Below are 20,636 nucleotides of genomic sequence, written 5' to 3'. Positions count from 1 at the left end.
CGCACTTCCGCCCCCGAGAACCTCATGCTGGATACCCTCACGAGCGGCTCCGCGCCCATCAACGACGACTCCGGGATGTTCGAACTCGCGCCCGTGTCGCTGTGGCTCGAAGATTTCAGCGGCGTGCGCGCATTGTTCGACGCGTGGCGAGCCGCCAGCGTGACCGATCTGCGCGCCCATTTCGCCGAAGACCCGCGCCGCATCGCCGAATGCGCTCATCGCATCCGCGTGATCAAGGTCAATCGCCAGACGCTCACGCAATTCGAGGCCGCCGATTTCGACATGCTGACGAGCAATCTCGCCTCGGTGTTCCGCGACGACATGCGTCCGCATTTCCGCGAGCAGTTGATCGAGCTATGGGACAACAAGCTGTTCCAGCAGCGCGAGGTGCTCAACTATTCACTCGACGGCAACGAGGTGCACGTACACCTGCAATTCTCGGTGCTGCCAGGCCACGAACAGGACTGGGACCTCGTACTCGTCGCGCTGACCGACATCACCGCGCGCAAGAAGGCCGAGGCCTACCTCGAATTCCTCGGCAAGCACGACGTGCTGACCAAGCTGCGCAACCGCTCGTTCTACGTCGACGAGCTGAACCGGCTCGAACGCAAGGGACCGTGGCCCGTGACGATCATCATGGCCGACCTGAACGGCCTGAAGCGCGTGAACGATCAGCTCGGTCACGCGGCCGGCGACGCGCTGCTGCGGCGTGCCGGCGAAGTGCTCGCGAAGGCGATGGAATCACCGTTCCACGCGGCCCGCATCGGCGGCGACGAGTTCGCGATCCTGATGCCCGATACCGACGAGCGCGGCGGCGCGGCGATGATCGACGCGATCCGCCAGCTCGTCGAGATGAACAACCAGTTCTATCCGGGCTCGCCGCTGAGCTTCTCGATGGGCGCGGCAACCTGCCAGCGCGGCGATCGGCTGGAAGCGGGCGTGCAGCGCGCCGACCTGCTGATGTACGAGGAAAAGCGCGCGCACTACGGGGCGCAGCCGGGGGCGGACGCGGCGGCGAAGTAACGCTCGCCGGCGTCAGGCGTTCACCACGCCAACGCAACGCTCAACCTCAGCCCGGCAATTTGGCCGCGAGCACATCCAGCTTGACGATGCTCGGTGGCGACGCGAACAGCTCGCCCGCCTTCTCCATCAACGCGGCCGCGACCTTGCCGTTCAGATGCGCGTCGCGGCCGGCTTCGTCTTCGAACGCGTCGAAAATGGCGTACGTCGACGGACCGAGCTTCAGACCGAACCACGCGGCGGTGGCCGGCTCCTGCTCGACGAGCGGCAGGCCGCCGAGCAGAAACGCCTCGACTTCCTTTTCCTTACCGGGCTTGGCTTCCAGACGGACATACAAAGCGAGCTTGACCATGATGCGACTCCTGGTGAGTTCGGCAGCGAACGGTCCTTTCAAAGCGCTTTGAAAAGTATAGGCGGCGTCGGCTGAGGCGGCGCCGGACTTACCCCGCTAGCAAGTCACGCGCCCGGAAAGCGCAGCTCGAAGCGCACGACGCCTGGCAGCGGACACACCACACGCGCGCTGCCGCCATGCAGATGCATGATCGCCTTCACGATCGCGAGCCCGAGTCCGTTCGATTCGGTGAACGCGCTGCGCGCCGCGTCGCCGCGATAGAAGCGGTCGAACAGCCGGTCGAGTTGCATGGCGGGAATCGGCTCGCCCTCGTTTTCGACCGTCACCAGCGCGCCTGCTTCGTCCTGCGCGCCGCGCAGGCGCACGATCGTGTCGCCCGCGCCGTAACGCACCGCGTTGACGACCAGATTGTTGATGGCGCGGCGGCACAGCATCGGATTGGCAGACGCGACGCCCGCCGCGTCGACTTCGAAACGCATCCCGCGTTCGTCGGCCAGGCCTTCGAAATAGTCGGCGATCCTGATGAGCTCGCCACGCAGATCGACCGGCTGCCGCTCGATCGACAACGCCGCATGATCCGCATGCGCGAGAAACAGGATGTTCTCCGCGATATGGCTCAGGCGATTCAACTCCTCGAGATTCGATTCGAGCAGGTGCTGATATTCGTCGGCTTCGCGCGGCTGCGCGAGCGCCACCTGGGTTTGGCCGACCAGCGCGCCGACCGGCGTGCGAATCTCGTGCGCGAGATCGGCGGAAAACTGCTGCAGGCGTTGATAGCCGTCGGCGAGACGATCGAGCATCGCGTTGAACGCCTGCGTAAGTTGACGCAGTTCCACCGGCGCCGCTTCGTCGTCGAGCCGGACCGCCAGGTTCGTCGGACTGATTTGCGCGGCCCGCGTGGCGATCTCGCGAACCGGTCGCAGCGCGCGGCGCAGCACGCCGTAAGCGAGCAGCGTCGCGGCCAGCATGCCGCTCAGCGTCGCCAGCACGATGCGGTTGCGGTATTCGTCCAGCATGCGCATTTCGTTCGTCATCGGATGGCCTGCGATCACCGCGACTTCGGCGCCATCCTCGCGCGCTGTCGCGGTCGCAATCGCCCAATGCACCGGCACGCCGTCGGAGAGGCGCGTTTGACGCATGTCGGCGGCACCCGGCGGATTGCCCGCCGGGCCGACCTGTAGATCAGGCACCGCGAGCCTGCCCGGATTCACGTCGACGAACGGCGCTTCGCCCGGCCGCCGGAAGATCAGCACGTCCTCTTCCGCGCCGAGCATCGTCTCGAACAGCAGCGGGCGCTTTTTTAATTCGCTGACCGAATAAAGGTCGTGCACGATGCGGCTGAAATGCTCGACACGGCCGCTCAGCACGACGTCGGCGCGGCGTTGCAGCGAGACTTCGGCGGAATGATAGAAATACGCGCCGAGCGAGCCGATCACCGCGCAGGCGATCAGTGCGAACAGCAACGTGGTGCGCGCGATCAGCGAGCGTTCGCTCCAGAGTTTCATGCGCCGTCGCCGAACGTGTAGCCGATGCTGCGCACCGTGTGAATCAGCTTCTTCCCGAACGGGTGATCGACCTTTGCGCGCAAGCGCTTGATCGCCACGTCGACCACGTTGGTGTCGCTATCGAAGTTCATGTCCCACACTTCCGACGCGATCTGCGAACGTGACAGCGCTTCGCCCTCGCGGCGCACCAGCAGATGCAGCAGCATGAACTCCTTGTTGGTCAGCGCAATGTCGACGCCCTCGCGCGTGACCCGGCGGCGCAATACGTCGAGCTTGAGGTCGGCGACTTCGAACACGTCGCTCTCGCGGATTACGCCACGGCGCAACAGCGTGCGAACGCGCAGCACCAGCTCGGTAAACGAAAACGGTTTGACCAGGTAGTCGTCGGCGCCGAGTTCGAGACCGCGAATGCGGTCGCTGACCTGATCGCGCGCGGTCAGGAAAATCACCCGCAGATCGCGCCGCGCACGCAACGCCCGCATGATTTCCCAACCGTCGATGCCGGGCAGCATCACGTCGAGAACGACCAGTTCGTATTCATGCTCGAGCGCCAGATGCAGGCCGTCCGTGCCGGTGCGCGCGAGGTCGACCGCGTAGCCATGCTCGCGCAGGCCCTTCTTCAGATAGTCGCCGGTTTTCGGATCGTCTTCGATGACCAGAATGCTCATGATGCTCACTGCTCCTCTCGCGCGATGCGACCGTAAAGGCCGCGCTCGCCCGCGCAAAAAAGCCTGATGACAGCGCTCGAGAACAACCGCAGCGCTCCCGGCGGCCATTCTACGTGGCCGCCATCGACCCTTGATGACGTTTTTGTCATCCTCCCGTCACTCTGACGAGCCGATGCGACGGCTAGTCTGAACGCACCGTCCACCACGCTGCATCCCTTCCTGGAGTTGCCTCATGAAGACCCGTATGAAGATCGCCCGCGCACGAACGCTGCGCGCCCTCGCCGTCCCCGCACTCGCCGCCGTGCTGCTCGCGACGACGTTCGCGGCTTCGGCCCAGACCGCCGCGCCGACCGGCGTGCGCGGCACGGTGACGTCGCTGTCGGGCGATCTGCTCAAAGTCCACACGCGCAATGGTCAGGACGTCGACGTGAAGCTGGCCGCCGACACGCCGATTCGCGGCGTCACGCTCGCCAACGTCAGCGACATCAAGCCGGACAGCTACGTCGGCACCGCCGCGATTCCGCAGCCCGACGGCACGTTGAAGGCGCTCGAAGTGCATGTATTCCCGCCGAGCATGCGCGGTTCGGGCGAAGGTCATCGGCCGTGGGATCTCGGCGCGAACAGCACGATGACGAACGGCACGGTCGGCTCGCTCGTGGTCAGCAACGGCCGCACGATTACCATCAAGTACAAGGATGGCGAGAAGAAGATCGTGATTCCGCAGGACGTGCCCATCGTCAGTCTGGAGCCGGGCAACCGCGCGTTGCTCACGCCCGGCACGAAGGTCGTGCTGTTCGCGCACAAGGAAGCGGACGGCGCGATGGCGGCGAATTTCATTTCGGCCGGCGAGCATGGCGTGACGCCGCCGATGTAAAGCGGCGCGTCGTTCGTCTTCCTCCCCCTCGTCTTTGAAGACTATGCCCGACTCGCAAGCATTTCTGGTCGTTCATCCCCTCGTCGTTCGCGTGACGCACTGGATCAATGCATTCGCGATGGTCTGCATGGTGATGAGCGGCTGGGCGATTTATAACGCGTCGCCGATCTTTCCGTTCCGGTTCCCCGTGTGGGCGACGGTCGGCGGATGGCTCGGCGGCTCGATCGCATGGCACTTCGCGGCGATGTGGCTGCTGTGCGCGAACGGCCTGCTGTATCTCGCGTATGGCGTCGCGAGCGGCCATTTGCGTCGCAAGCTGCTGCCGGTGCGTGCCCGCGAGCTGGCGCGCGACGCGGCGCTCGCGTTGCGCCTAAGACTGCCGCACGAAACCGGCAAGTACAACGCCGTGCAGCGCGCGTTGTATCTGCTGGTACTGCTGCTCGGCGTGCTGCTGGTCGCATCGGGACTGTCGATCTGGAAGCCGGTGCAATTGTCGTGGCTAACCGCGCTGTTCGGCGGCTTCGATTTTGCGCGCCGCGTGCATTTCGTCGCGATGGCCGGCGTGGTCGGCTTTGTCGTCGTGCATCTGCTGCTGGTGCTGCTGGTGCCGCGCACGTTGCCGCCGATGGTCACCGGACGCGCCCGGCGCAATGCGCAGCGCATCGATCAAGCCTCCCAGAGGACTCGCGCATGAGCGCCCCGCAACGAACCGACACGGCGAACGATACGCACGCCAATACAGAAGACGCGCGCCGCTCACGCATCGTGCTTGCCGAGCACCGGCCGCGGATCGAGCAGTTGCAACGCCGCTTGTTTCTGCGCTCGTCGCTATCGATCGGCGCGCTCGCGATGCTGTCCGGCTGCAACCTGCAGGACAACGATTCCGTCGACAAGGTGCTATGGGCGATGTCGCGCTGGAACGACCGCGTGCAGGCGTGGCTGTTCAATCGCAACAAACTCGCGCCGACCTATTCGGCGCGCGATGTCACCGATCCGTTTCCGTTCAACGCGTTCTATCCCGAGTTCGACGCGCCCGATATCGACGGCTCGACCTATCGGCTCGAAGTATCGGGGCTCGTCGCGGATAAACGCGGCTGGAGTCTCGAGCAGCTGCGCAGGTTGCCGCAGGTCTCGCAGATCACGCGTCACGTGTGCATCGAAGGATGGAGCGCGATCGGACAATGGAGCGGCGTGCCGTTTCGCACGTTTCTCGAACTGATCGGTGCCGATCTGAGCGCGCGCTACGTCGGTTTCAAATGCGCGGACCGCTATTACTCGAGCCTCGACATGGCGACCGCGCTGCATCCGCAAACGCAATTGACGCTCGATTTCCGCAACGCGCCGCTGCCGGCCAGATACGGCTATCCGCTGAAGCTGCGCGTGCCGACCAAGCTCGGCTTCAAGAACCCGAAGCACATCGCCGCGATCTTCGTGACCAACACGAACCCGGGCGGCTACTGGGAAGATCAGGGCTACAACTGGTTCAGCGGGCTTTAGACCGCGGTCACATAACGCGGCACCGGCTTGTGCGCGCGCGGCGGCGGCGCATCGTGAGCGACGCGCATGCGCTTGACCTCGTCGACGGGACTCAGGCCGAACAGCCGCTTGAACTCGCGGCTGAACTGCGACGCGCTTTCGTAACCGACCCGCACGGCGGCCGCGCCCGCATTCAAGCCATCCTGCACCATCAACAGACGCGCGTGATGCAGACGCGTGGTCTTCACGTACTGCATCGGCGAGGTCGCGGTGACCGCCTTGAATTGCGCATGAAACACCGCGAGGCTCATGCCGGCCTCGGCCGCGAGCGTATCGACGTCGAGCGACGCGTGGTAGTCCGCATGAATGCGCCGCAGCGCCTTCGCGATGCGGCCAAAGTGATTCTGATGCGTGAGCGCCGCGCGAATCGCGCCGCCCTGCTCGCCGGTCAACACGCGATAACAGATTTCCCGGACGATGCCAGGCGCCAGGATTTGCGCGTCGAGCGGCGACGCGAGCGCCTCCAGCAGACGCTGCACCGCGCTGCTCAGTGCGGCATCGAGCGGCGTCGAATACATGCCGGCCGGTTCGTATTGCGCGAGGCCCTGGGTTTCGTTGAGCGCCATCAGCAGTTCGGCGACCATCGTCAGATCGACGCGCACCGACATGCCGAGAAACGGCTCCTGTTCGCTTGCCTCGGTCTCGCATTCGAACGGCAACGGCACCGACAGCACCAGGTACTGCTGCGCGTCGTACTGGAACACCTGATCGCCGAGATAGCCGCGCTTGCGCCCCTGACAGACGATCACGATGCTCGGCTCGTACATGACCGGCATGCGCGGCATCGGACGATTCGCGCGCAGCAGGCTGACGCCTTCGAGGCTCGAGCGCGTCATGCCGGCATTCGGCGCGAGCAGGTTGAACAGTTCGAGCAAGCGGCGTTGCGCGGGGTCTTCCGGAATGGAACCGACAGCTTGAGTGGACATGACGATATGGCGACGGCCAAGAGAATAATGCTTGAAATTTAGCATCAAACAGCCTGTCGCGCTGCCCCTCCGGAGTTTTAGGCAAACCTTCAAGACGATCAGGTATTCCCCGGGCAGCGCCGGGTCCCTAAGATGGGAACCCTGCCGGATCGCCTTTTTCGACGCGCGCAGCGTGCGCGGTCATCGACCGCCATGCGCCGACAGCTTGCCAACGGCGGCCCCCAACGCTCGCGCCCCGATCCCGGTTCATGCTGCGGCCCGCCGCATCCGCAACCCAGTGTTGCGCATCGTCGGCGCGTCGCATGTTGCGCCATCACCCTCTTTGCTGGAGTCATCCATGAGCACGACGTATGCCTATGCAGCGACCGACGCGACCGCGCCGCTCGCCCCATTTGAAATCCAGCGCCGCGCACCCCGCGCCCACGACGTGCAGATGGAAGTGCTGTACTGCGGCGTGTGTCATTCCGACCTGCATCAGGCGCGCAACGAATGGAAGAACACGATCTACCCGGTCGTGCCGGGCCACGAGATCGTAGGCCGTGTGACCGCGGTTGGTCCGAACGTGACGAAGTACAAGGTCGGTGAACTGGTCGCGGTCGGCTGTCTGGTCGATTCGTGCCGCACCTGTTCGAGCTGCGCGGAAGGTCTCGAGCAGTATTGCGAGAACGGTTGGGTGGGCACGTATAACGGTGTCGATCGCGTCGACGGACAGGTCACTTACGGTGGCTATTCGACGCAACTGGTCGTCGATGAGGCTTTTACGCTGCGCGTGCCGCGGAATCTCGACGCCGCGGGTGTCGCGCCGCTGCTGTGCGCGGGCATCACCACGTATTCGCCGCTACGTACGTGGGGCGTGGGCCCGGGCAAGAAAGTCGGGATCGTCGGCCTCGGTGGACTCGGCCATATGGGTGTGAAGCTGGCTCGGGCGATGGGCGCGCATGTCGTGCTGTTTACGACTTCGCCGTCGAAGATCGAGGATGCGAAGCGGCTTGGCGCGCATGAAGTCGTGGTTTCGAAGAATCCGCAGGAGATGGAAGCGCATGTGAATAGCTTCGATTTCATTCTCAATACGGTGGCTGCGCAGCATGATCTGAATCCGTTTTTGAATCTGCTCAAGCGTGACGCGACGATGACGTTGGTGGGTGCGCCGGAGCACGATCATCCGTCGCCGCAGGTGTTCAATCTGATCTTCAAGCGGCGGCGCCTTGCTGGTTCGCTGATTGGCGGTATTGCCGAGACGCAGGAGATGCTCGATTTCTGTGGCGAGCATGGCATTACTTCCGATATTGAAATGATTCCGATGCAGAAGATCAATGAAGCTTATGAGCGCATGCTCAAGAGCGATGTGAAGTATCGGTTTGTGGTTGATATGGATTCGATGCAGAAGTAATAGCAACTTTTTGGCCGTGCAGCGGGTGGTTTTTTTGCGCCTGCGGCGCGGGGTTCTGTTTTGTTGTTGTGTTTTTTTGCCTTCGCCCTTTTTTCTGTGCTCTTAGGGCGTTGGCCTTTCCTTGATTTCTTGTCGGTCTATTAGCGTTGCCCCTGTGCGGGGCGGCACCTACTTTCTTTGCTGCTGCAAAGAAAGTAGGCAAAGAAGACAGCTCAAACCGCTAACTCTTAAGCGGGTCCCTTTGTCCACCTCGGGTAGTGGTGCATCTGGAATCTGTGTTCCCGCACACTCCGCGTTAGTGACAAGGCCATCATTCTTCCGGCGGCGCTGCGCGCGCCGAAGCGCTGTTCTCAAACCATTGGTCGTTTCGGCGCGTCGCCGAGGCGCAGCCGATGGTCCCACTAACATAAAAAAACAGCCTGGTTTCCCTTGCGTACGCGTCCGCGACGCACGTAGTGCGGAGTGGGATGGATGACGGCTTTGTCACTGCCGTGGAATGTGCGGGGGCACGGATTCCAGATGCACCACTGCCATTCGTGGAGCACGGTGCCCGCTTAAGAATTGGCGGTTTGAGCTGTCTTCTTTGCCTACTTTCTTTGCAGCAGCAAAGAAAGTAGGTGCCGCCCCGCACAGGGGCAACGCTAATAGACCGATAAGTCAGCAAGGAAAGGCCAACACCACAAGAACAAAGACAAATCCGCCGCAGGCAAAAAAAGAGAAAACCATTTGGAGCATCCCAGTGATCGACAGAATAACTGCAATGCGCACATTCATCCGAATTGTGGACACCAACAGCTTCACCCGCGCAGCGGAGTCATTAAACATTCCGCGCGCAACGGCGACGACGATCGTCCAGAACCTGGAAGCCCTGCTGGGCACAGCGCTGTTAGTCCGTACGACGCGCCGCCTGAGCATCACGCCGGAGGGCGCCGCCTATTACGAACGCTGCGCGCAAATCCTGGCCGACATCGACGAAATGGAAGCCAGCCTCCGTAATTCGACCGACAACCTGACCGGCCGCCTCCGCATCGAAATGCCCAGCGCGGTAGCGAGTGCAATCGTGCTCCCGTCGCTAGACGACTTCCACACCCGTTACCCGAACCTCGACCTCGCGATCGGCGTCAGCAACCGCACCGTCGATCTGGTCGCCGAAGCAATCGACTGCAGCATCCAGCTCGGTGAATTGCCCGATTCCAATCTCGTCGCGCGGCAACTCGGCACGCTCGATCAGGTCACCTGCGCGAGTCCGGCCTACCTGGCCCGCCACGGCACGCCCGCCGATCTCGATGATCTGCGCGCGCACGTCGCGGTCAACTGCGTGTCGCCGCATAGCGGCCGCGAATGCGACTTCGATTTCGAAGTGGGCGGCGAAGCGCGCAAGGTCAAGCTCAACGGCTTCGTACAAGTCAGCGACGAACAGGCGTACCTGACCTGCGGACTGCAAGGCCTCGGCATGATCCAGCCCGCGCGCATCGCCGCGCAGCCTTACCTCGATTCGGGCTTGCTGCATGAAGTGCTGCCGCAATGGAAACCCGTGCCGATGCCGGTCTCGGTCGCGTATGTGAAGAACCGCCGCGTGTCGCCGCGCGTGCGCGCGTTCGTCGATTGGCTCGCGGAGCTGTTCGAGAAAGCCGGCCACGTCGAGCAGGATCTGTCGCGCGTGCGTCAGTTGCTGCGCGGCCTGCATCCCGCGTGAAGCGGGTGCGGGTCCGGGCGCGCGGCGCTCGCGCGTTGGCTAGTCCAACGGCCGCACCGGCACCGGCCGCGTCAACAGATCGACATAGAAATTAAAAAACGCCGGATTATCAAATCGTTTGACGACCGTCATCTTCTGCAAACCCGGCGGCGGCGAACTCGTGTAGCCCCTTGCCTTGCCATCGTTGGCGCCGAAGCCCGTATCCACATCCACCCACTCCTCGACGGTCTGCGTCGCGAACGACGGATGCATCAGATAAGCGAGCGTCAGCGTGTCCCAGATGTTCGTCGTGTAGTTCGGATTGGTCTCGAAGCCGTTCTTGCCGTCGTATCCGTAGCCGTTCAGCGTCCTGAACAGTTGCGTGATGATGGTCTGCTTCGCCGGATCGTGCGCGACGCGATCGTACAGTGCCTTGTCCATTTTCACGGTATCCGTCACGTCGAGCGGAATCACCGTCTGTTTGATCGGCAGACGCAGCACCGCTTTCGCCGCTGCGGGATCGAACCACCAGTTGAATTCGGCGGCGGGCGTGGTATTGCCACGCACGTCGATCGCGCCGCCCATGTAAATGATCTGCTTGATCAGCGGCACGATCTCGGGATGCTCGCGCGTGGCCAACGCGATGTTGGTCAGCGGGCCGATCGCGAGGATCGTCACCTCGCCCGGGTACCGCTCGACCGATTCGGCGATGAAGTCGATCGCGCTCTGGCTCTGCACCTTCGTGTGCGTCGCGAAGCCGTCCGGCGGCGCGACGAGGTCGCTAGCCGATTTCGGCTCGGGCTTGCTCCATGCGCCAACATAGCCATCGCCGCCGGGGAATTCCTTCAGTTCCCGCTGGATCGTTTTGAAGTCGTGCGTCAGTGCGTAGTTGGCGCCCGCATAGACGCCGATCTGTTGTTCGACGCCGAGTCGTTCGACCGATTTCAGCGCATCGGCAACACCTTGCTTCAGCCACTGATTGCCCGACACCACGGTAATGCCGAGCACTTTCAGCGCGCCCTGCGCCTGCAATTGCGCGGCCATCACCCCGAGCTGGCCGTCATCGCCGAGCGTGTTGTAGTCGCTGTCGATGATCACCCTTCGGCGGATCGCTCCGGGCATCGAGACTGCTGCTGGCGCAAGCCGTGAGATCGAGTGTGATTGTCACGCTTGCCGCCCAGATCAATGCCACGAGAATTCGCCCCATCGATGCCCCGTTTGGAATGCCGCCGAGTGACGCGGACAAGGAAACCATCATAGGCGCAAGCCGTATGAATGACGAATGATCAGCGCGGCAACGACAGCACACGCAAAAGCGGCTCGCGACGCCACTGCAACGTCGCGAGCCGCTTCGAATAGCGCGCTGTCAAAAGCCCGTTACTGCGATTCCTCCGCCCACACGGCGTTCTCCCGCGTCATCAACGCGGTCGATGCCGCCGGTCCGAACGTGCCCGCCGAATATGAGCGCGGCCGCTCGCCCGACTTCGCCCAGCCTTCGAGAATCGGCTCGGCCCACGCCCATGCCGCTTCGAGTTCGTCGCGGCGCATGAAGTGCGTCAGACGTCCGCGGATCACGTCGATCAGAAGCCGCTCATAGGCTTCCGCGCGACGCTCGGTGAACGCCTGCTGCAGGTCGAGGTTCAGGCTCACCGGCAGCATGTGCATGCCGCTGCCCGGCTCTTTCGCGAGCACCTGCAACTGGATCGACTCTTCGGGTTGCAACTGGATCACCAGACGATTGCCGTAGGTACGCCCACCGCTCGGGATGATCGAGAACGGCAGATCGGAGAATTCGATGACGATCTCCGACAGCTTCTTCTGCATCCGCTTGCCGGTGCGCAGGAAGAACGGCACGTTGGCCCAGCGCCAGTTGTTGATCCGCGCGCGCAACGCGACAAAGGTTTCGGCGCGGCTGCCCGCCGGCACGTTGTCTTCCTCGAGGTAGCCCTTGACCGCCTCGCCATCCACCGCGCCCGCCGTGTACTGGCCACGCACCGTGTCGCGCGCGATGTCCTCGGGCGTCATCGGCCGCAGCGAGCGCAGCACCTTCAGCTTTTCGTCGCGCACCGCGTCGGGATCGAGCGACACCGGCGGCTCCATCGCGACGATGCACAGCAGTTGCAGCAAGTGGTTCTGCACCATGTCGCGCAGCGCGCCGGTCTTGTCGTAGAACCCCGCGCGGCTGCCCACGCCGACCGTTTCGGCCACCGTGATCTGCACGCTCTTGATGTACGGCGCCTGCCACAGCGGCCCGAATATCGGATTGCCGAAGCGCAGCACCATCAGGTTCTGCACGGTTTCCTTGCCGAGGTAGTGGTCGATCCGGTAGATCTGCGCTTCTTCGAAATGCTTGCCGACCGCGTTGTTGATCTCCTGCGCGGACGCGAGATCGTGGCCGAGCGGCTTTTCGAGCACCACCCGCGAATTGCCGTCGACGAGCCCGGCCGACGACAGGTTGTCGCAGATATGGGTGAACAGATCCGGCGACGTCGCCAGATAGAACACGCGGTTCACGCCGTCGCGCGACGCTTCCTTCAGGCGCAGGTAGTCCTCGGCCGCATCGACGTCCATCCGCACGTATTCGAAAATCGCGAGGAATTTGTCCCACGCCGACGCGTCGAACGCTTTTTCGTCGATGAAGGGCTTGGCCTTCTGCTCCATGAATTCGCTGATGTATTCCTCGCGCGACCAGGGCTTGCGCCCGATCGTCAGAATGCGGGTGTCGGGCGGCAGGTTACAGTGCAGATGCGCCATGTACAGCGCGGGCAGCAGCTTGCGGAACGACAGGTCGCCGGTGCCGCCGAAGATGATCATGTCGAGCGGCAGGTCGGGTGTGGCAGGAGCTTGTTGGGTCGTCATGGCACGGTCGCAGCGTCTAGGGGGAAGGCGTCGATCAGGAATCGGCGGCTGGCGGACGGGCTACGGCTCACGTCCGCTATGGCGCTTTTTCCGGCAAACATCTATGGTGCAACGTTTTGAGATAGTTTGCACGGCAGCATCTGCCGCAGGTTAGCGCAAGTTGCCAACCTTGCGCGCCAGACAGTCGTTTTTTCGGGATATTTTGCGCGATGATTTGCCGGTTGGGCCGCTGACGGTCAGCCGCGCGCCAGCGCGTCACGCGCGACCCGGCACGCGGCCAGATCCCACGCCGCGCAGCCGACGCTCTTGAACACCACCGGCCCCGCCGGCAAGGGCTGCGTCTGCTCGAGCACCGCGGCGATCCCGCCCACCCGCGCCCAATCGACGCCGGCCTGGATGAAATCGCCGGCCTCGTGCATTGCGCCAGCCTGATCGTCGACGAACAGCGCGCTGCCCGCGATCGTAGTCGCGCCGATCTCGACCATCTGCGGCGTGAAAGCGCCGACGCCGATCACGAGCCGCTCGGCGCGCGCCGTCTCGTCGTAGACCGGCTGTTTGCTCGTGGTCAACGCGATCACGACGTCGACCGAAGCGGGAATCGTCGCGCCCGCATCCGCGAGCGGCCGCAGCTCACGCACCTTGCCGCGCTGCACCGCGCAGAACGCTTCGGCGCGCGCGGGCGCGCTGCCCTTGACCCACACGCGCGCGTCGGCAAACAGTTCGCCGATCGCCTCCAGATGATTGAGCGCCTGCGTGCCGGTGCCGATCAGCAGGAATTCACGCGGCGCGCGCGCGGCGAACGTCGCGATGCCGAGCATCGACATCGCCGCGGTCCGGCGCCCCGTCACTGTCGGACCATCGAGGATGAACAGCGTCTCGCCGGTATCGGCATCGAAGGCCATGACCTGACCGTGGATCGTCGGCAGATGGCGCGCACCGTTGCTCGCGCACACATTGACGAGCTTGTGGATCGCGAGATCGGGCGCGGTGGCGGGCATCGACAGCATGACGCCGCCGGCGTTCAGCGGCACGACGAGCCGCTCGGGGCACACGATGCGTCGTTGCGCGTAGTCGATGCTAGCGCGCCTCAACGCGTCGACAAGCGCTGCGTAAGGCATCAGCCGCGCGGTGGCGGCGGCGTCGAAGATCTGCGTGGTCGGGCGGGTCATGGGCGGAACGATCCAATGGGGGATGGAGTGGGCATGACGTCACCGTAACCGAGCGCGAAAAAATTGACCAGTCGTGTGGACGTCTACTGCCCGCCGAATCGCGAACTCCGCTTGATGCCCAGCGCGCTGGCTAGCTCGTGCCGCGGCTGAGCGTCATCCCCCGCCCTGCATAGAAACGCGACATCGTCGCGAACGGCAGGTACACGTCGGACTGATGCGGCGCGACGCCCGACGGGTTGTGAAACCACACGCCGCCGCGATCCCGCCCGTGCAGCAGGATCAGATGACCGCCCCGCCGCTGGTTCGTCCGCTCCGGATAGCGGATCTCGGGACTCACCGACACGATCGCGAGCGTATCGTCGTCGAGCCGCGCCGCGATCTCCTCGAGCGACGCCTGCGGCAGCACCTCGATATCGAGGCCGAACGCCGGGCCCGCCCAGTCGGCGAACGGCCGGTAGATCAGACCGTCGACGCCACCATCGTCGCGCAACCGGTATACGCCGTGCCGCAGCGCGTCGTCGAGCAGTGCGGCGCGCGGCGCGTGATCGATGCTCCAGTAGTCGAGAGCCGACTCGAGGCACGTCAGCCCGCACAGGCGTTGCGCCCAGAAGCGATAGCGCTCGGGGTCGGCGAAACCGCTGCGCTGCCAGTGCGGATCGTCGCACGGGTCGCGCTGCTGTTCGACGATGGCGCGCACCCACTCGGGGCTGCCCCATTGCGTGTAGTACGGGACGTCGGCGTGGCGGAGAACGGGTTCGATCATCGGCGGTATCGGTCGGGTTGGGTTGCATCGGGCTGGGTTGCGCGGGGTTTACCTCCGCGGCTTCGCGACCCTGCTGACGCACGAAGCCCCACGCGCGCGATGACTGCTACCCGGCGATCCGCGACTTGTCGAGCACCGCCACCGACAGGCCGCGCCGCGCCAGGTAATAAGCGGCCGCGCAGCCCATGATGCCGGCACCGGCGATCACGACGTCGGCGTGGCTGGGAAACGGTTGGTCGGCGGGCGTGAAGGTCGAGTGCAGCGGGTAAGTCGTGGTCATCGGTGGGCGGATTGGAGATGTGGGCGTCATCTTCGCAGTGGGAGCCATCGTCCGCAATGACGAGCGACGTCGGCACCGCGGCTGGTCGCAGCCGGGACGGCGCGGCCGGCGCCTGCCGGAATGCCCGATTATCCGTCACGCGAATATTCGTCGATTATGCGTCACACAAATATTTGACAAATATTCGTCTCACGCATAAATTGCGTTTATTCGTCTCGCAGATAATCCGCCATGCTCCACCTGATCGCCACGTCGGACCAGCTCGCGCAGTTGCTAGCGGCCAGCCGCCGCCAGGCCGGCCTCACGCAGACCGAGGCCGCCGCGCGCGTCGGCGTGAGCCAAAGCCGCATTTCCGCGCTCGAAACCGATGCGAGCGGGCTCACGCTTACCCAGCTGCTCGCGCTGTGCGGCGCCTACGGCCTGCAACTGCAGTTGCGCGACAAAAATCAGCCGAGCTCCGAGCCGGCACCGAACGTCGAGTGGTGAGATGGCCCGGCAAACCGCTTCGAAGGCATTGTCGGTGTGGGCCAACGGCGAGCGCGTCGGGCTCTGGCGGCTGCCCGCGCGCGGCCCGATGGAGTTCGCCTACGACGCCGCCTGGATCGCGTCGCCCGCGGGTCGTCCGCTGTCGCTGTCGCTGCCGTTCACGCCTGGCAACATGACGCACAAAGGGCCGCGGGTGCTCAACTACTTCGACAACCTGCTGCCCGACAGCGACGTCATCCGCAAACGCATCGCGCAGCGCTACCGGACCGAAACGCTCGAAGCGTTCGACCTGCTGCAGGCCATCGGCCGCGACTGCGTCGGCGCGGTCCAGCTGCTCGCCGAAGACGACGCGCCGGCCGGGGTCCAGCGCATCGAAGGCACGCCGCTTTCCGACGACGACATCGAGGCGCTGCTCGCGCAGACGGTCGGCAAACCGACGCTCGGCGCGCCCGACGAATTTGACGATTTCCGCATCTCGCTCGCCGGCGCGCAGGAGAAAACCGCGCTGCTGTGGCACGACGGCCAATGGCAACGGCCGCACGGCGCGACGCCGACCACGCATATCTTCAAGCTGCCGCTCGGGCTGGTCGGCAACCGGCTCGCCGATCTCAGCACGTCGGTCGAAAACGAGTGGCTGTGTCTGCGGATTCTGCGCGCGTTCGGCCTGCCGGTCGCGAACACCGAGGTGCTCAGGTTCGGCAAGCAGCGCGTGCTCGCCGTCGAACGCTTCGACCGGCAGATGCATTCGAGCGGCAGTTGGCTGCTGCGTCTGCCGCAGGAAGATTTCTGCCAGGTCTACGGCGTGCCGTCGCATCGCAAGTACGAAAACGAGGGCGGCCCCGGCGTGCTCGACCTCGCGCGAATTCTGCAGCAATCGGTCGAGGCGCGGCAGGACATCGAGACCCTGCTCGCGAGCCAGATCCTGTTCTGGATGCTGGCCGCGCCGGACGGCCACGCGAAGAACTTCAGCATCCGCCTGCTCGCCGGTGGCCAGTACCGTCTGACGCCGCTTTACGACGTGATGTCGATCTGGCCGGTCGAGGGCAACGGCCCGAACCAGTGGTCGTGGTACAAGGCGCGGCTTGCGATGGGTCTATGGTCGCGCAGCAAGCACGATGCGTTTCGCGACGTGCAGCGGCGACACTTCAACGCGATGGCGTTGAAATGCTCGTACGGCGCCGACGCCGAGCCGCTGCTCCAGCGTCTGATCGAGCAGACACCTGGCGTGATCGAGCGGGTCTCGGCGGAGTTGCCCGAGCGCTTTCCGGGCAAGGTCGCCGAGCGGATTTTCAAAGGACTTCAAAATTCGGCGGCCCGGCTCGACACGATGCCGGCAAGCTGAACACTTTTCATTGCGCCTCTCGGCTGGCTTTTCCGCAAGGGCGGACCTGCCGGGCTTTGCGGCAAGCGGCCGGATCCGTCGCCTTGCGCACTACTCATTCGTGGATTCCCTACGGTTTCGTCATCGTTTCACCGGTAGAATGCCTTTTGATGCTCAATGCATCAAACGTCACCGGCACGGCCATGGCGTCGCTTGCATCAGCGGACTCGGCGGCCGGTCTGACAAAATCATAAATGGTGATTTTTTTACGGTACATTTGCTGTCCCCGCGTGGCCGATTCATGCGCATAGCATGCGCAGGGTCGGCTTGCGCCTGCCGACCGCGCTCCAGATGTACCTTTTAACCCGGCGGATTTTCACCCAGCATGGCCAACGAAACACACTCACCCGACTCCATCGCGGTTGCCGAGCGCGTGCGCGAGTTGATGAGCAGGCATGGAATCGGCAAGCGACAGCAAACCACGGAGCTATGCCGCATCCTCGATCTGAGTTTTTCTCAGGGGCACCGCAAACTGCGCGGCAATAGTCCGTGGACGCTGTCGCAGATCAAGAAAGTCGCCGAGGTATTCGACGAACCCGCGGCGCAGCTATTCGGCGCGCAGTCGCTCGATCCGGGCGTCGTCGGCGCGATCGCCCAGGAGGCGGTGTTCTGCATCGGCGCGACCGAAATCGCCTGCACCGCGTGGGTCGGCGCGGCGCTCGAACCGGGTAGCCGCCCGGAATTCGTCGCCTATTCGCGGCTCGGTCAATGGCGCGTCTCGCGTCATGATGGCGCGCTGTATCAGAGCGCGTACGAAGTCCACAAGATCGAGATCTATCCGCGCCGCGCCGAGACCGACAAGCCGGCCATCGCGGTGGTCGACGACGATCGTGCAAGCGCCGATAACCTGCGCGATTATCTGGAGCGCAGCGGCTTCACGGCGGTCGCGATCTATGGGCTCGCGGCCTTCAGCGAGCAGTTGCAGACGCAGGTGTTCGACGGCGTGATCATCGACTGGCTGTTCGGCTCGCAGACCTCGGCGGCCGCGATTCGCGCGGTGCGCGCGTCGGAGAACCCGGACGCGCCGATCTTCGTGCTGACCGGAGAACTGCTGACCGGCAAGGCCAGCGAATCGGAGATCAGCGAGGTGATCCGCGATTACGACGTCGCGTGCTACGAGAAGCCCGCGCGCATGGCGATCCTCGTCGCCGATCTGTCGAAGCGGCTGAACCGCCCCTGAAGCGCGGGCGCCGATGCGCGCCCCGTTCGCGGCAGCGCCGCCTTCACGCGCTCACGCGCTCACGCCTGATGCCGCGCCGCCAGCGCCCGCTGCAGGGCGTGCTTCAGATCCTCGTAATGGACTGGCTTTAACAGCGCCTCGAACACCGACGGCACGCCAGTCGCGCCACTTTCGCCATTCCGCACGACCTCCGGCGCGTACGCGCTGACCACGATCACCGGCACGCCCGCCGACGGTCCGTCGCGCATCGCGAAGTCGTCGAGAAACGTGTAGCCATCGCGCTCCGGCATGTGCAGATCGAGCAGCACCACTTCGCAGCGGTGGGTGTCGAGCCACGCGAGCGCGTCGTTGGCATTGCCGAATGCGAGCGAGTCGTAGCCCATGTGCGCGACCATTTCGCTGAGCGACTCGCGGATCAGCCGGTTATCGTCGATGATCAGCACGCACGGCTGCGCGCCGTCCGGCTCGGCTTGCTCCGCGACCTCGGCCGGCTCGACGGTTGCGACCGGCACGACCGGGATCGTCACCGTGAAGCTGGTGCCCTCGCCGACCGTGCTCGCAACATCCACCGTGCCGCCGAACAGCTTCACGAGCCCTTGCACGATCGTGAGCCCCATCCCCGCGCCTTCGAAGCGGCGCGTGCGCGACGCGTCGAGCTGCGTGAACTCCTCGAAGATCAGCGGGATCTGTTCGGACGGCACGCCCGGCCCCGTATCGCTGACGACGAAAACCAGCAGCGCCGGCTCTTGCCGCAGTTCGACGCGCACCGTGCCGGTCTCGGTGTAGCGGATCGCGTTGGTGACGAGGTTGTTGACGATCTGCCGGATGCGGTGCGGGTCCGACTCGACGAGCCCGCTCGCGCCGCTCGCCTCGCTTTCGAGCTCGAGCCCGCGCGTCCTGGCGGAGATCGTGTGTTCATCGACGATCGACGCCAGCAGCTCGCGCGGCTCGAAATGCTGGTGCCGCAGTTCGAGCTTGCCGGCGCCAAGGCGCGCGTAGTCGGTCAGGTCCTTCATCTGCGCCTCGAGATGGCGCGCCGCGGTTTCGAGCCGCTGGATCACCTTGCGGTCGGCCTCCGAGTGATAGTTGAAGCCGAGCAGTTCCACCGACGAGACGATCGCATGCAGCGGCGTGCGCAGTTCATGGCCGATCATGCCGAGAAACGCATCCTTCGCGAGGCTCGCCTCGCGCGCCGCGCGGCTCGCCTGATGCTCGGCTTCCAGCGCCGCGCGCTGCTGGCGCATCAGCCGCGTGCGGCGCCGGCCGTTGAGCACGAGCAGCAGCGTCGCCGCCGCCGACAGCAATAGCAGCACCAGACCGCCCGCGAACAGGATGCGGCGCTTGTCGATGAAATCGCGGTTCATCGCCTCGCGGTCGGCGACGTCCGCGAAACGGCGCGACAGCGCGAGATCGTTGACCTCGCTCCAGTGCTGGCGCAGCTGCGCGTCGATCCGCGCGGCACGCGCACGGTCGCGCTGCAGTACCTCGATCTCGGGCTGGATGTCGTCGAGCACAGTCTCGAGCGTCTTGATTTCGTCGAGCTGCCGTTGCAACAGAGCGAGCTGCGCGGAGAGCCGATGCGTCGAGCCGGCCATCACGCGCAGCTTCGATTGCAGCAGCTGGAAGCGCAACTGCAACTGCTGATAATCGTCGTCGGCACCGGACTGATACAGCAGCAGCTGGTTCTCGAAGCGCGCGTACGCGATCTGCAGTTGCGCGGCGTCCCAGTAGAAACCGTCGTAGGTACCGGTCAGCTGCTCGGTCGCGCGCGGGTTCAACAGGTTCGCATAGAGCAGATAGCCGATCGCGCCGGCGGGCGCCGCGAGCGCCATCAGCCAGATCAGCACGTTCAACACGCGCCGCCACGGACGGCGCGCTATTTGACGATGAGGGCCTTGATCTGCCATACGAATTTCGAGTCGCCGACCGCGCCAGTCAGTTCATCTGGAAAAGCGTCGCGCGGATAGATCAGAAACAGTGGCCCGAAGTCGCTGAGTTTCAGGCGCTGGCCGTTCATGCTGTACGCGACGATCACGCCGTAGCGTTCGCAGTCCGACACCGGCACGGTGTAGGTGTAGTCGTCGAACGTGTGGAGTTCGATCTGGGTGCCGTGCGCGCCGACGGCCTTCAGGATGTCGGCGAGCCTGGGCCCGGTGAACGTCGAGCGCGGCGTCCAGGTGGTCGAGGTCGTGATCGTATGCACGGGCAGCGCGAGCAGTTGAGCCTCGTTGAAGTGATAGGTGCGATGCGCGGCGTCGTTGGTATTGGCGATCTTGCCCTGCACGTCGAGCGCCAGCGCCGGCGACTGCCGCGCGCCCGGCTGCGCATGCGCGCAACAGACGGAAAGCCCGACGATCAGTGCCGCCAGCCCCGTCAGCCAGCGCATCCGCCAGGGCCCACCGGTTCCGCTGGCTGCGTTGCGCAGCGTTGCAATCAGATTGGCCATTTGCTTTTTTTATCCGATTTCGTTGATTCGCCGGACCGCGGGCGGCGCCACGGTCAGCCGATCTCATGCCACGCGAAGTGCTGCGCCGTGCCGTGCCGTCAAACGCGTGCCACCCCGACACGCGAC

19 protein-coding genes and 2 pseudogenes are annotated in these 20,636 nt (G+C 64.5%); 9 read left to right on the top strand and 12 right to left on the bottom strand.

Annotated features, from left to right (window positions below):
• The first annotated feature begins 24 nt into the window (after positions 1–24).
• On the top strand, positions 25–1,023 hold the full coding sequence (locus HWY30_RS10355) for a sensor domain-containing diguanylate cyclase (RefSeq protein WP_090806016.1): 999 nt from the start codon (positions 25–27) through the stop codon (positions 1,021–1,023).
• Between the two features lie 46 nt (positions 1,024–1,069).
• Here the strand turns inward: HWY30_RS10355 and HWY30_RS10350 are convergent, their stop codons facing one another.
• The 3 genes from HWY30_RS10350 to HWY30_RS10340 form a co-directional block, all read right to left on the bottom strand.
• Positions 1,070–1,372: a putative quinol monooxygenase gene (locus HWY30_RS10350; protein ID WP_090806017.1), complete on the bottom strand. Its 303-nt coding sequence runs from the start codon at positions 1,370–1,372 to the stop codon at positions 1,070–1,072.
• 104 nt (positions 1,373–1,476) lie between these two features.
• The gene (locus HWY30_RS10345; protein ID WP_090806019.1) at positions 1,477–2,877 is read right to left on the bottom strand and encodes a heavy metal sensor histidine kinase; all 1,401 of its coding nucleotides are present in this window, start codon (positions 2,875–2,877) and stop codon (positions 1,477–1,479) included.
• Positions 2,874–3,545, bottom strand: coding sequence for a heavy metal response regulator transcription factor (locus tag HWY30_RS10340; RefSeq protein WP_090806021.1), 672 nt, complete (start codon positions 3,543–3,545; stop codon positions 2,874–2,876). Before HWY30_RS10340 ends, HWY30_RS10345 begins: the two co-directional genes overlap by 4 nt.
• Positions 3,546–3,777: 232 nt before the next feature.
• On the opposite strand from HWY30_RS10340, the gene HWY30_RS10335 reads away from it, so the two are divergent.
• From HWY30_RS10335 to HWY30_RS10325, 3 genes are read left to right on the top strand one after another with little or no spacing between them, the layout of a single operon-like run.
• The gene (locus HWY30_RS10335; RefSeq protein ID WP_090806023.1) at positions 3,778–4,419 is read left to right on the top strand and encodes a hypothetical protein; all 642 of its coding nucleotides are present in this window, start codon (positions 3,778–3,780) and stop codon (positions 4,417–4,419) included.
• A gap of 43 nt (positions 4,420–4,462) precedes the next feature.
• A complete protein-coding gene (locus HWY30_RS10330) occupies positions 4,463–5,113 on the top strand; it encodes a cytochrome b/b6 domain-containing protein (protein ID WP_090806025.1) in 651 nt (216 codons plus the stop codon).
• The gene (locus tag HWY30_RS10325) at positions 5,110–5,916 is read left to right on the top strand and encodes a molybdopterin-dependent oxidoreductase (protein WP_090806027.1); all 807 of its coding nucleotides are present in this window, start codon (positions 5,110–5,112) and stop codon (positions 5,914–5,916) included. Before HWY30_RS10330 ends, HWY30_RS10325 begins: the two co-directional genes overlap by 4 nt.
• Here HWY30_RS10325 and HWY30_RS10320 read toward each other — a convergent pair.
• Complete coding sequence (locus tag HWY30_RS10320) at positions 5,913–6,881, bottom strand: AraC family transcriptional regulator (protein WP_026225869.1); 969 nt, start codon at positions 6,879–6,881, stop codon at positions 5,913–5,915. The genes HWY30_RS10325 and HWY30_RS10320 overlap by 4 nt on opposite strands.
• Before the next feature lie 337 nt (positions 6,882–7,218).
• On the opposite strand from HWY30_RS10320, the gene HWY30_RS10315 reads away from it, so the two are divergent.
• Together HWY30_RS10315 and HWY30_RS10310 are read left to right on the top strand one after the other, a co-directional pair.
• Complete coding sequence (locus tag HWY30_RS10315) at positions 7,219–8,271, top strand: NAD(P)-dependent alcohol dehydrogenase (RefSeq protein ID WP_090806029.1); 1,053 nt, start codon at positions 7,219–7,221, stop codon at positions 8,269–8,271.
• 739 nt (positions 8,272–9,010) lie between these two features.
• Positions 9,011–9,967 (top strand): LysR family transcriptional regulator, encoded by a 957-nt coding sequence (locus HWY30_RS10310; protein WP_090806031.1) that lies wholly within the window; start codon positions 9,011–9,013, stop codon positions 9,965–9,967.
• A 39-nt stretch (positions 9,968–10,006) separates the two neighbouring features.
• Here HWY30_RS10310 and HWY30_RS10305 read toward each other — a convergent pair.
• The 5 genes and pseudogenes from HWY30_RS10305 to HWY30_RS10285 form a co-directional block, all read right to left on the bottom strand.
• A pseudogene (locus tag HWY30_RS10305) lies at positions 10,007–11,153 on the bottom strand (nucleoside hydrolase).
• A 170-nt stretch (positions 11,154–11,323) separates the two neighbouring features.
• Positions 11,324–12,805, bottom strand: a complete 1,482-nt coding sequence (gene zwf, locus HWY30_RS10300) for a glucose-6-phosphate dehydrogenase (RefSeq protein WP_090806032.1) — start codon at positions 12,803–12,805, stop codon at positions 11,324–11,326.
• A 236-nt stretch (positions 12,806–13,041) separates the two neighbouring features.
• Entirely contained in the window at positions 13,042–13,974 is a 933-nt protein-coding gene (gene lhpI / locus HWY30_RS10295) for a bifunctional Delta(1)-pyrroline-2-carboxylate/Delta(1)-piperideine-2-carboxylate reductase (RefSeq protein WP_090806034.1), read from the bottom strand.
• 130 nt (positions 13,975–14,104) lie between these two features.
• Positions 14,105–14,737, bottom strand: coding sequence for a C39 family peptidase (locus tag HWY30_RS10290; protein ID WP_090806035.1), 633 nt, complete (start codon positions 14,735–14,737; stop codon positions 14,105–14,107).
• Between the two features lie 109 nt (positions 14,738–14,846).
• Positions 14,847–15,017: pseudogene (locus tag HWY30_RS10285) on the bottom strand (FAD-dependent oxidoreductase); the annotation flags it as partial.
• Between the two features lie 231 nt (positions 15,018–15,248).
• On the opposite strand from HWY30_RS10285, the gene HWY30_RS10280 reads away from it, so the two are divergent.
• Positions 15,249–15,503: a helix-turn-helix domain-containing protein gene (locus tag HWY30_RS10280; protein ID WP_090806037.1), complete on the top strand. Its 255-nt coding sequence runs from the start codon at positions 15,249–15,251 to the stop codon at positions 15,501–15,503.
• Between the two features lies 1 nt (position 15,504).
• Positions 15,505–16,845, top strand: a complete 1,341-nt coding sequence (locus tag HWY30_RS10275; RefSeq protein WP_090806039.1) for a type II toxin-antitoxin system HipA family toxin — start codon at positions 15,505–15,507, stop codon at positions 16,843–16,845.
• A 109-nt stretch (positions 16,846–16,954) separates the two neighbouring features.
• Here HWY30_RS10275 and HWY30_RS10270 read toward each other — a convergent pair whose 3' ends face one another.
• Positions 16,955–17,101: a hypothetical protein gene (locus HWY30_RS10270; RefSeq protein ID WP_167368686.1), complete on the bottom strand. Its 147-nt coding sequence runs from the start codon at positions 17,099–17,101 to the stop codon at positions 16,955–16,957.
• A gap of 108 nt (positions 17,102–17,209) precedes the next feature.
• Here HWY30_RS10270 and HWY30_RS10265 point away from each other — a divergent pair, with 108 nt between their 5' ends.
• The gene (locus tag HWY30_RS10265; protein WP_090806040.1) at positions 17,210–18,064 is read left to right on the top strand and encodes a helix-turn-helix domain-containing protein; all 855 of its coding nucleotides are present in this window, start codon (positions 17,210–17,212) and stop codon (positions 18,062–18,064) included.
• Positions 18,065–18,123: 59 nt separating this feature from the next.
• On the opposite strand, the gene HWY30_RS10260 is transcribed toward HWY30_RS10265, so the two are convergent.
• Complete coding sequence (locus tag HWY30_RS10260) at positions 18,124–19,971, bottom strand: ATP-binding response regulator (protein ID WP_090806042.1); 1,848 nt, start codon at positions 19,969–19,971, stop codon at positions 18,124–18,126.
• Positions 19,941–20,510 carry a putative pterin-binding protein gene (locus HWY30_RS10255; RefSeq protein ID WP_090806044.1) on the bottom strand — a complete coding sequence of 190 codons (570 nt, stop codon included), beginning with the start codon at positions 20,508–20,510 and terminating at the stop codon, positions 19,941–19,943. Before HWY30_RS10255 ends, HWY30_RS10260 begins: the two co-directional genes overlap by 31 nt.
• Between the last annotated feature and the right edge of the window lie 126 nt (positions 20,511–20,636).

This window comes from Paraburkholderia tuberum STM678 (genome assembly GCF_902833905.1).
In the GTDB taxonomy this organism is placed as follows: Bacteria; Pseudomonadota; Gammaproteobacteria; order Burkholderiales; family Burkholderiaceae; genus Paraburkholderia; species Paraburkholderia tuberum.
Note: the sequence above shows the minus strand (reverse complement) of the source record. Positions and strands in the feature narration are given on the sequence as shown.

Bases quoted from the DNA above. Each gene is read 5' to 3' on its own strand.
- HWY30_RS10355 (WP_090806016.1), top strand. From the start codon at position 25: ATGCTGGATACCCTCACGAGCGGCTCCGCGCCCATCAACGACGACTCC.
- HWY30_RS10350 (WP_090806017.1), bottom strand. From the start codon at position 1,372: ATGGTCAAGCTCGCTTTGTATGTCCGTCTGGAAGCCAAGCCCGGTAAG.
- HWY30_RS10345 (WP_090806019.1), bottom strand. From the start codon at position 2,877: ATGAAACTCTGGAGCGAACGCTCGCTGATCGCGCGCACCACGTTGCTG.
- HWY30_RS10340 (WP_090806021.1), bottom strand. From the start codon at position 3,545: ATGAGCATTCTGGTCATCGAAGACGATCCGAAAACCGGCGACTATCTG.
- HWY30_RS10335 (WP_090806023.1), top strand. From the start codon at position 3,778: ATGAAGACCCGTATGAAGATCGCCCGCGCACGAACGCTGCGCGCCCTC.
- HWY30_RS10330 (WP_090806025.1), top strand. From the start codon at position 4,463: ATGCCCGACTCGCAAGCATTTCTGGTCGTTCATCCCCTCGTCGTTCGC.
- HWY30_RS10325 (WP_090806027.1), top strand. From the start codon at position 5,110: ATGAGCGCCCCGCAACGAACCGACACGGCGAACGATACGCACGCCAAT.
- HWY30_RS10320 (WP_026225869.1), bottom strand. From the start codon at position 6,881: ATGTCCACTCAAGCTGTCGGTTCCATTCCGGAAGACCCCGCGCAACGC.
- HWY30_RS10315 (WP_090806029.1), top strand. From the start codon at position 7,219: ATGAGCACGACGTATGCCTATGCAGCGACCGACGCGACCGCGCCGCTC.
- zwf (WP_090806032.1), bottom strand. From the start codon at position 12,805: ATGACGACCCAACAAGCTCCTGCCACACCCGACCTGCCGCTCGACATG.
- lhpI (WP_090806034.1), bottom strand. From the start codon at position 13,974: ATGACCCGCCCGACCACGCAGATCTTCGACGCCGCCGCCACCGCGCGG.
- HWY30_RS10290 (WP_090806035.1), bottom strand. From the start codon at position 14,737: ATGATCGAACCCGTTCTCCGCCACGCCGACGTCCCGTACTACACGCAA.
- HWY30_RS10280 (WP_090806037.1), top strand. From the start codon at position 15,249: ATGCTCCACCTGATCGCCACGTCGGACCAGCTCGCGCAGTTGCTAGCG.
- HWY30_RS10275 (WP_090806039.1), top strand. From the start codon at position 15,505: ATGGCCCGGCAAACCGCTTCGAAGGCATTGTCGGTGTGGGCCAACGGC.
- HWY30_RS10270 (WP_167368686.1), bottom strand. From the start codon at position 17,101: ATGTACCGTAAAAAAATCACCATTTATGATTTTGTCAGACCGGCCGCC.
- HWY30_RS10265 (WP_090806040.1), top strand. From the start codon at position 17,210: ATGGCCAACGAAACACACTCACCCGACTCCATCGCGGTTGCCGAGCGC.
- HWY30_RS10260 (WP_090806042.1), bottom strand. From the start codon at position 19,971: ATGGCAGATCAAGGCCCTCATCGTCAAATAGCGCGCCGTCCGTGGCGG.
- HWY30_RS10255 (WP_090806044.1), bottom strand. From the start codon at position 20,510: ATGGCCAATCTGATTGCAACGCTGCGCAACGCAGCCAGCGGAACCGGT.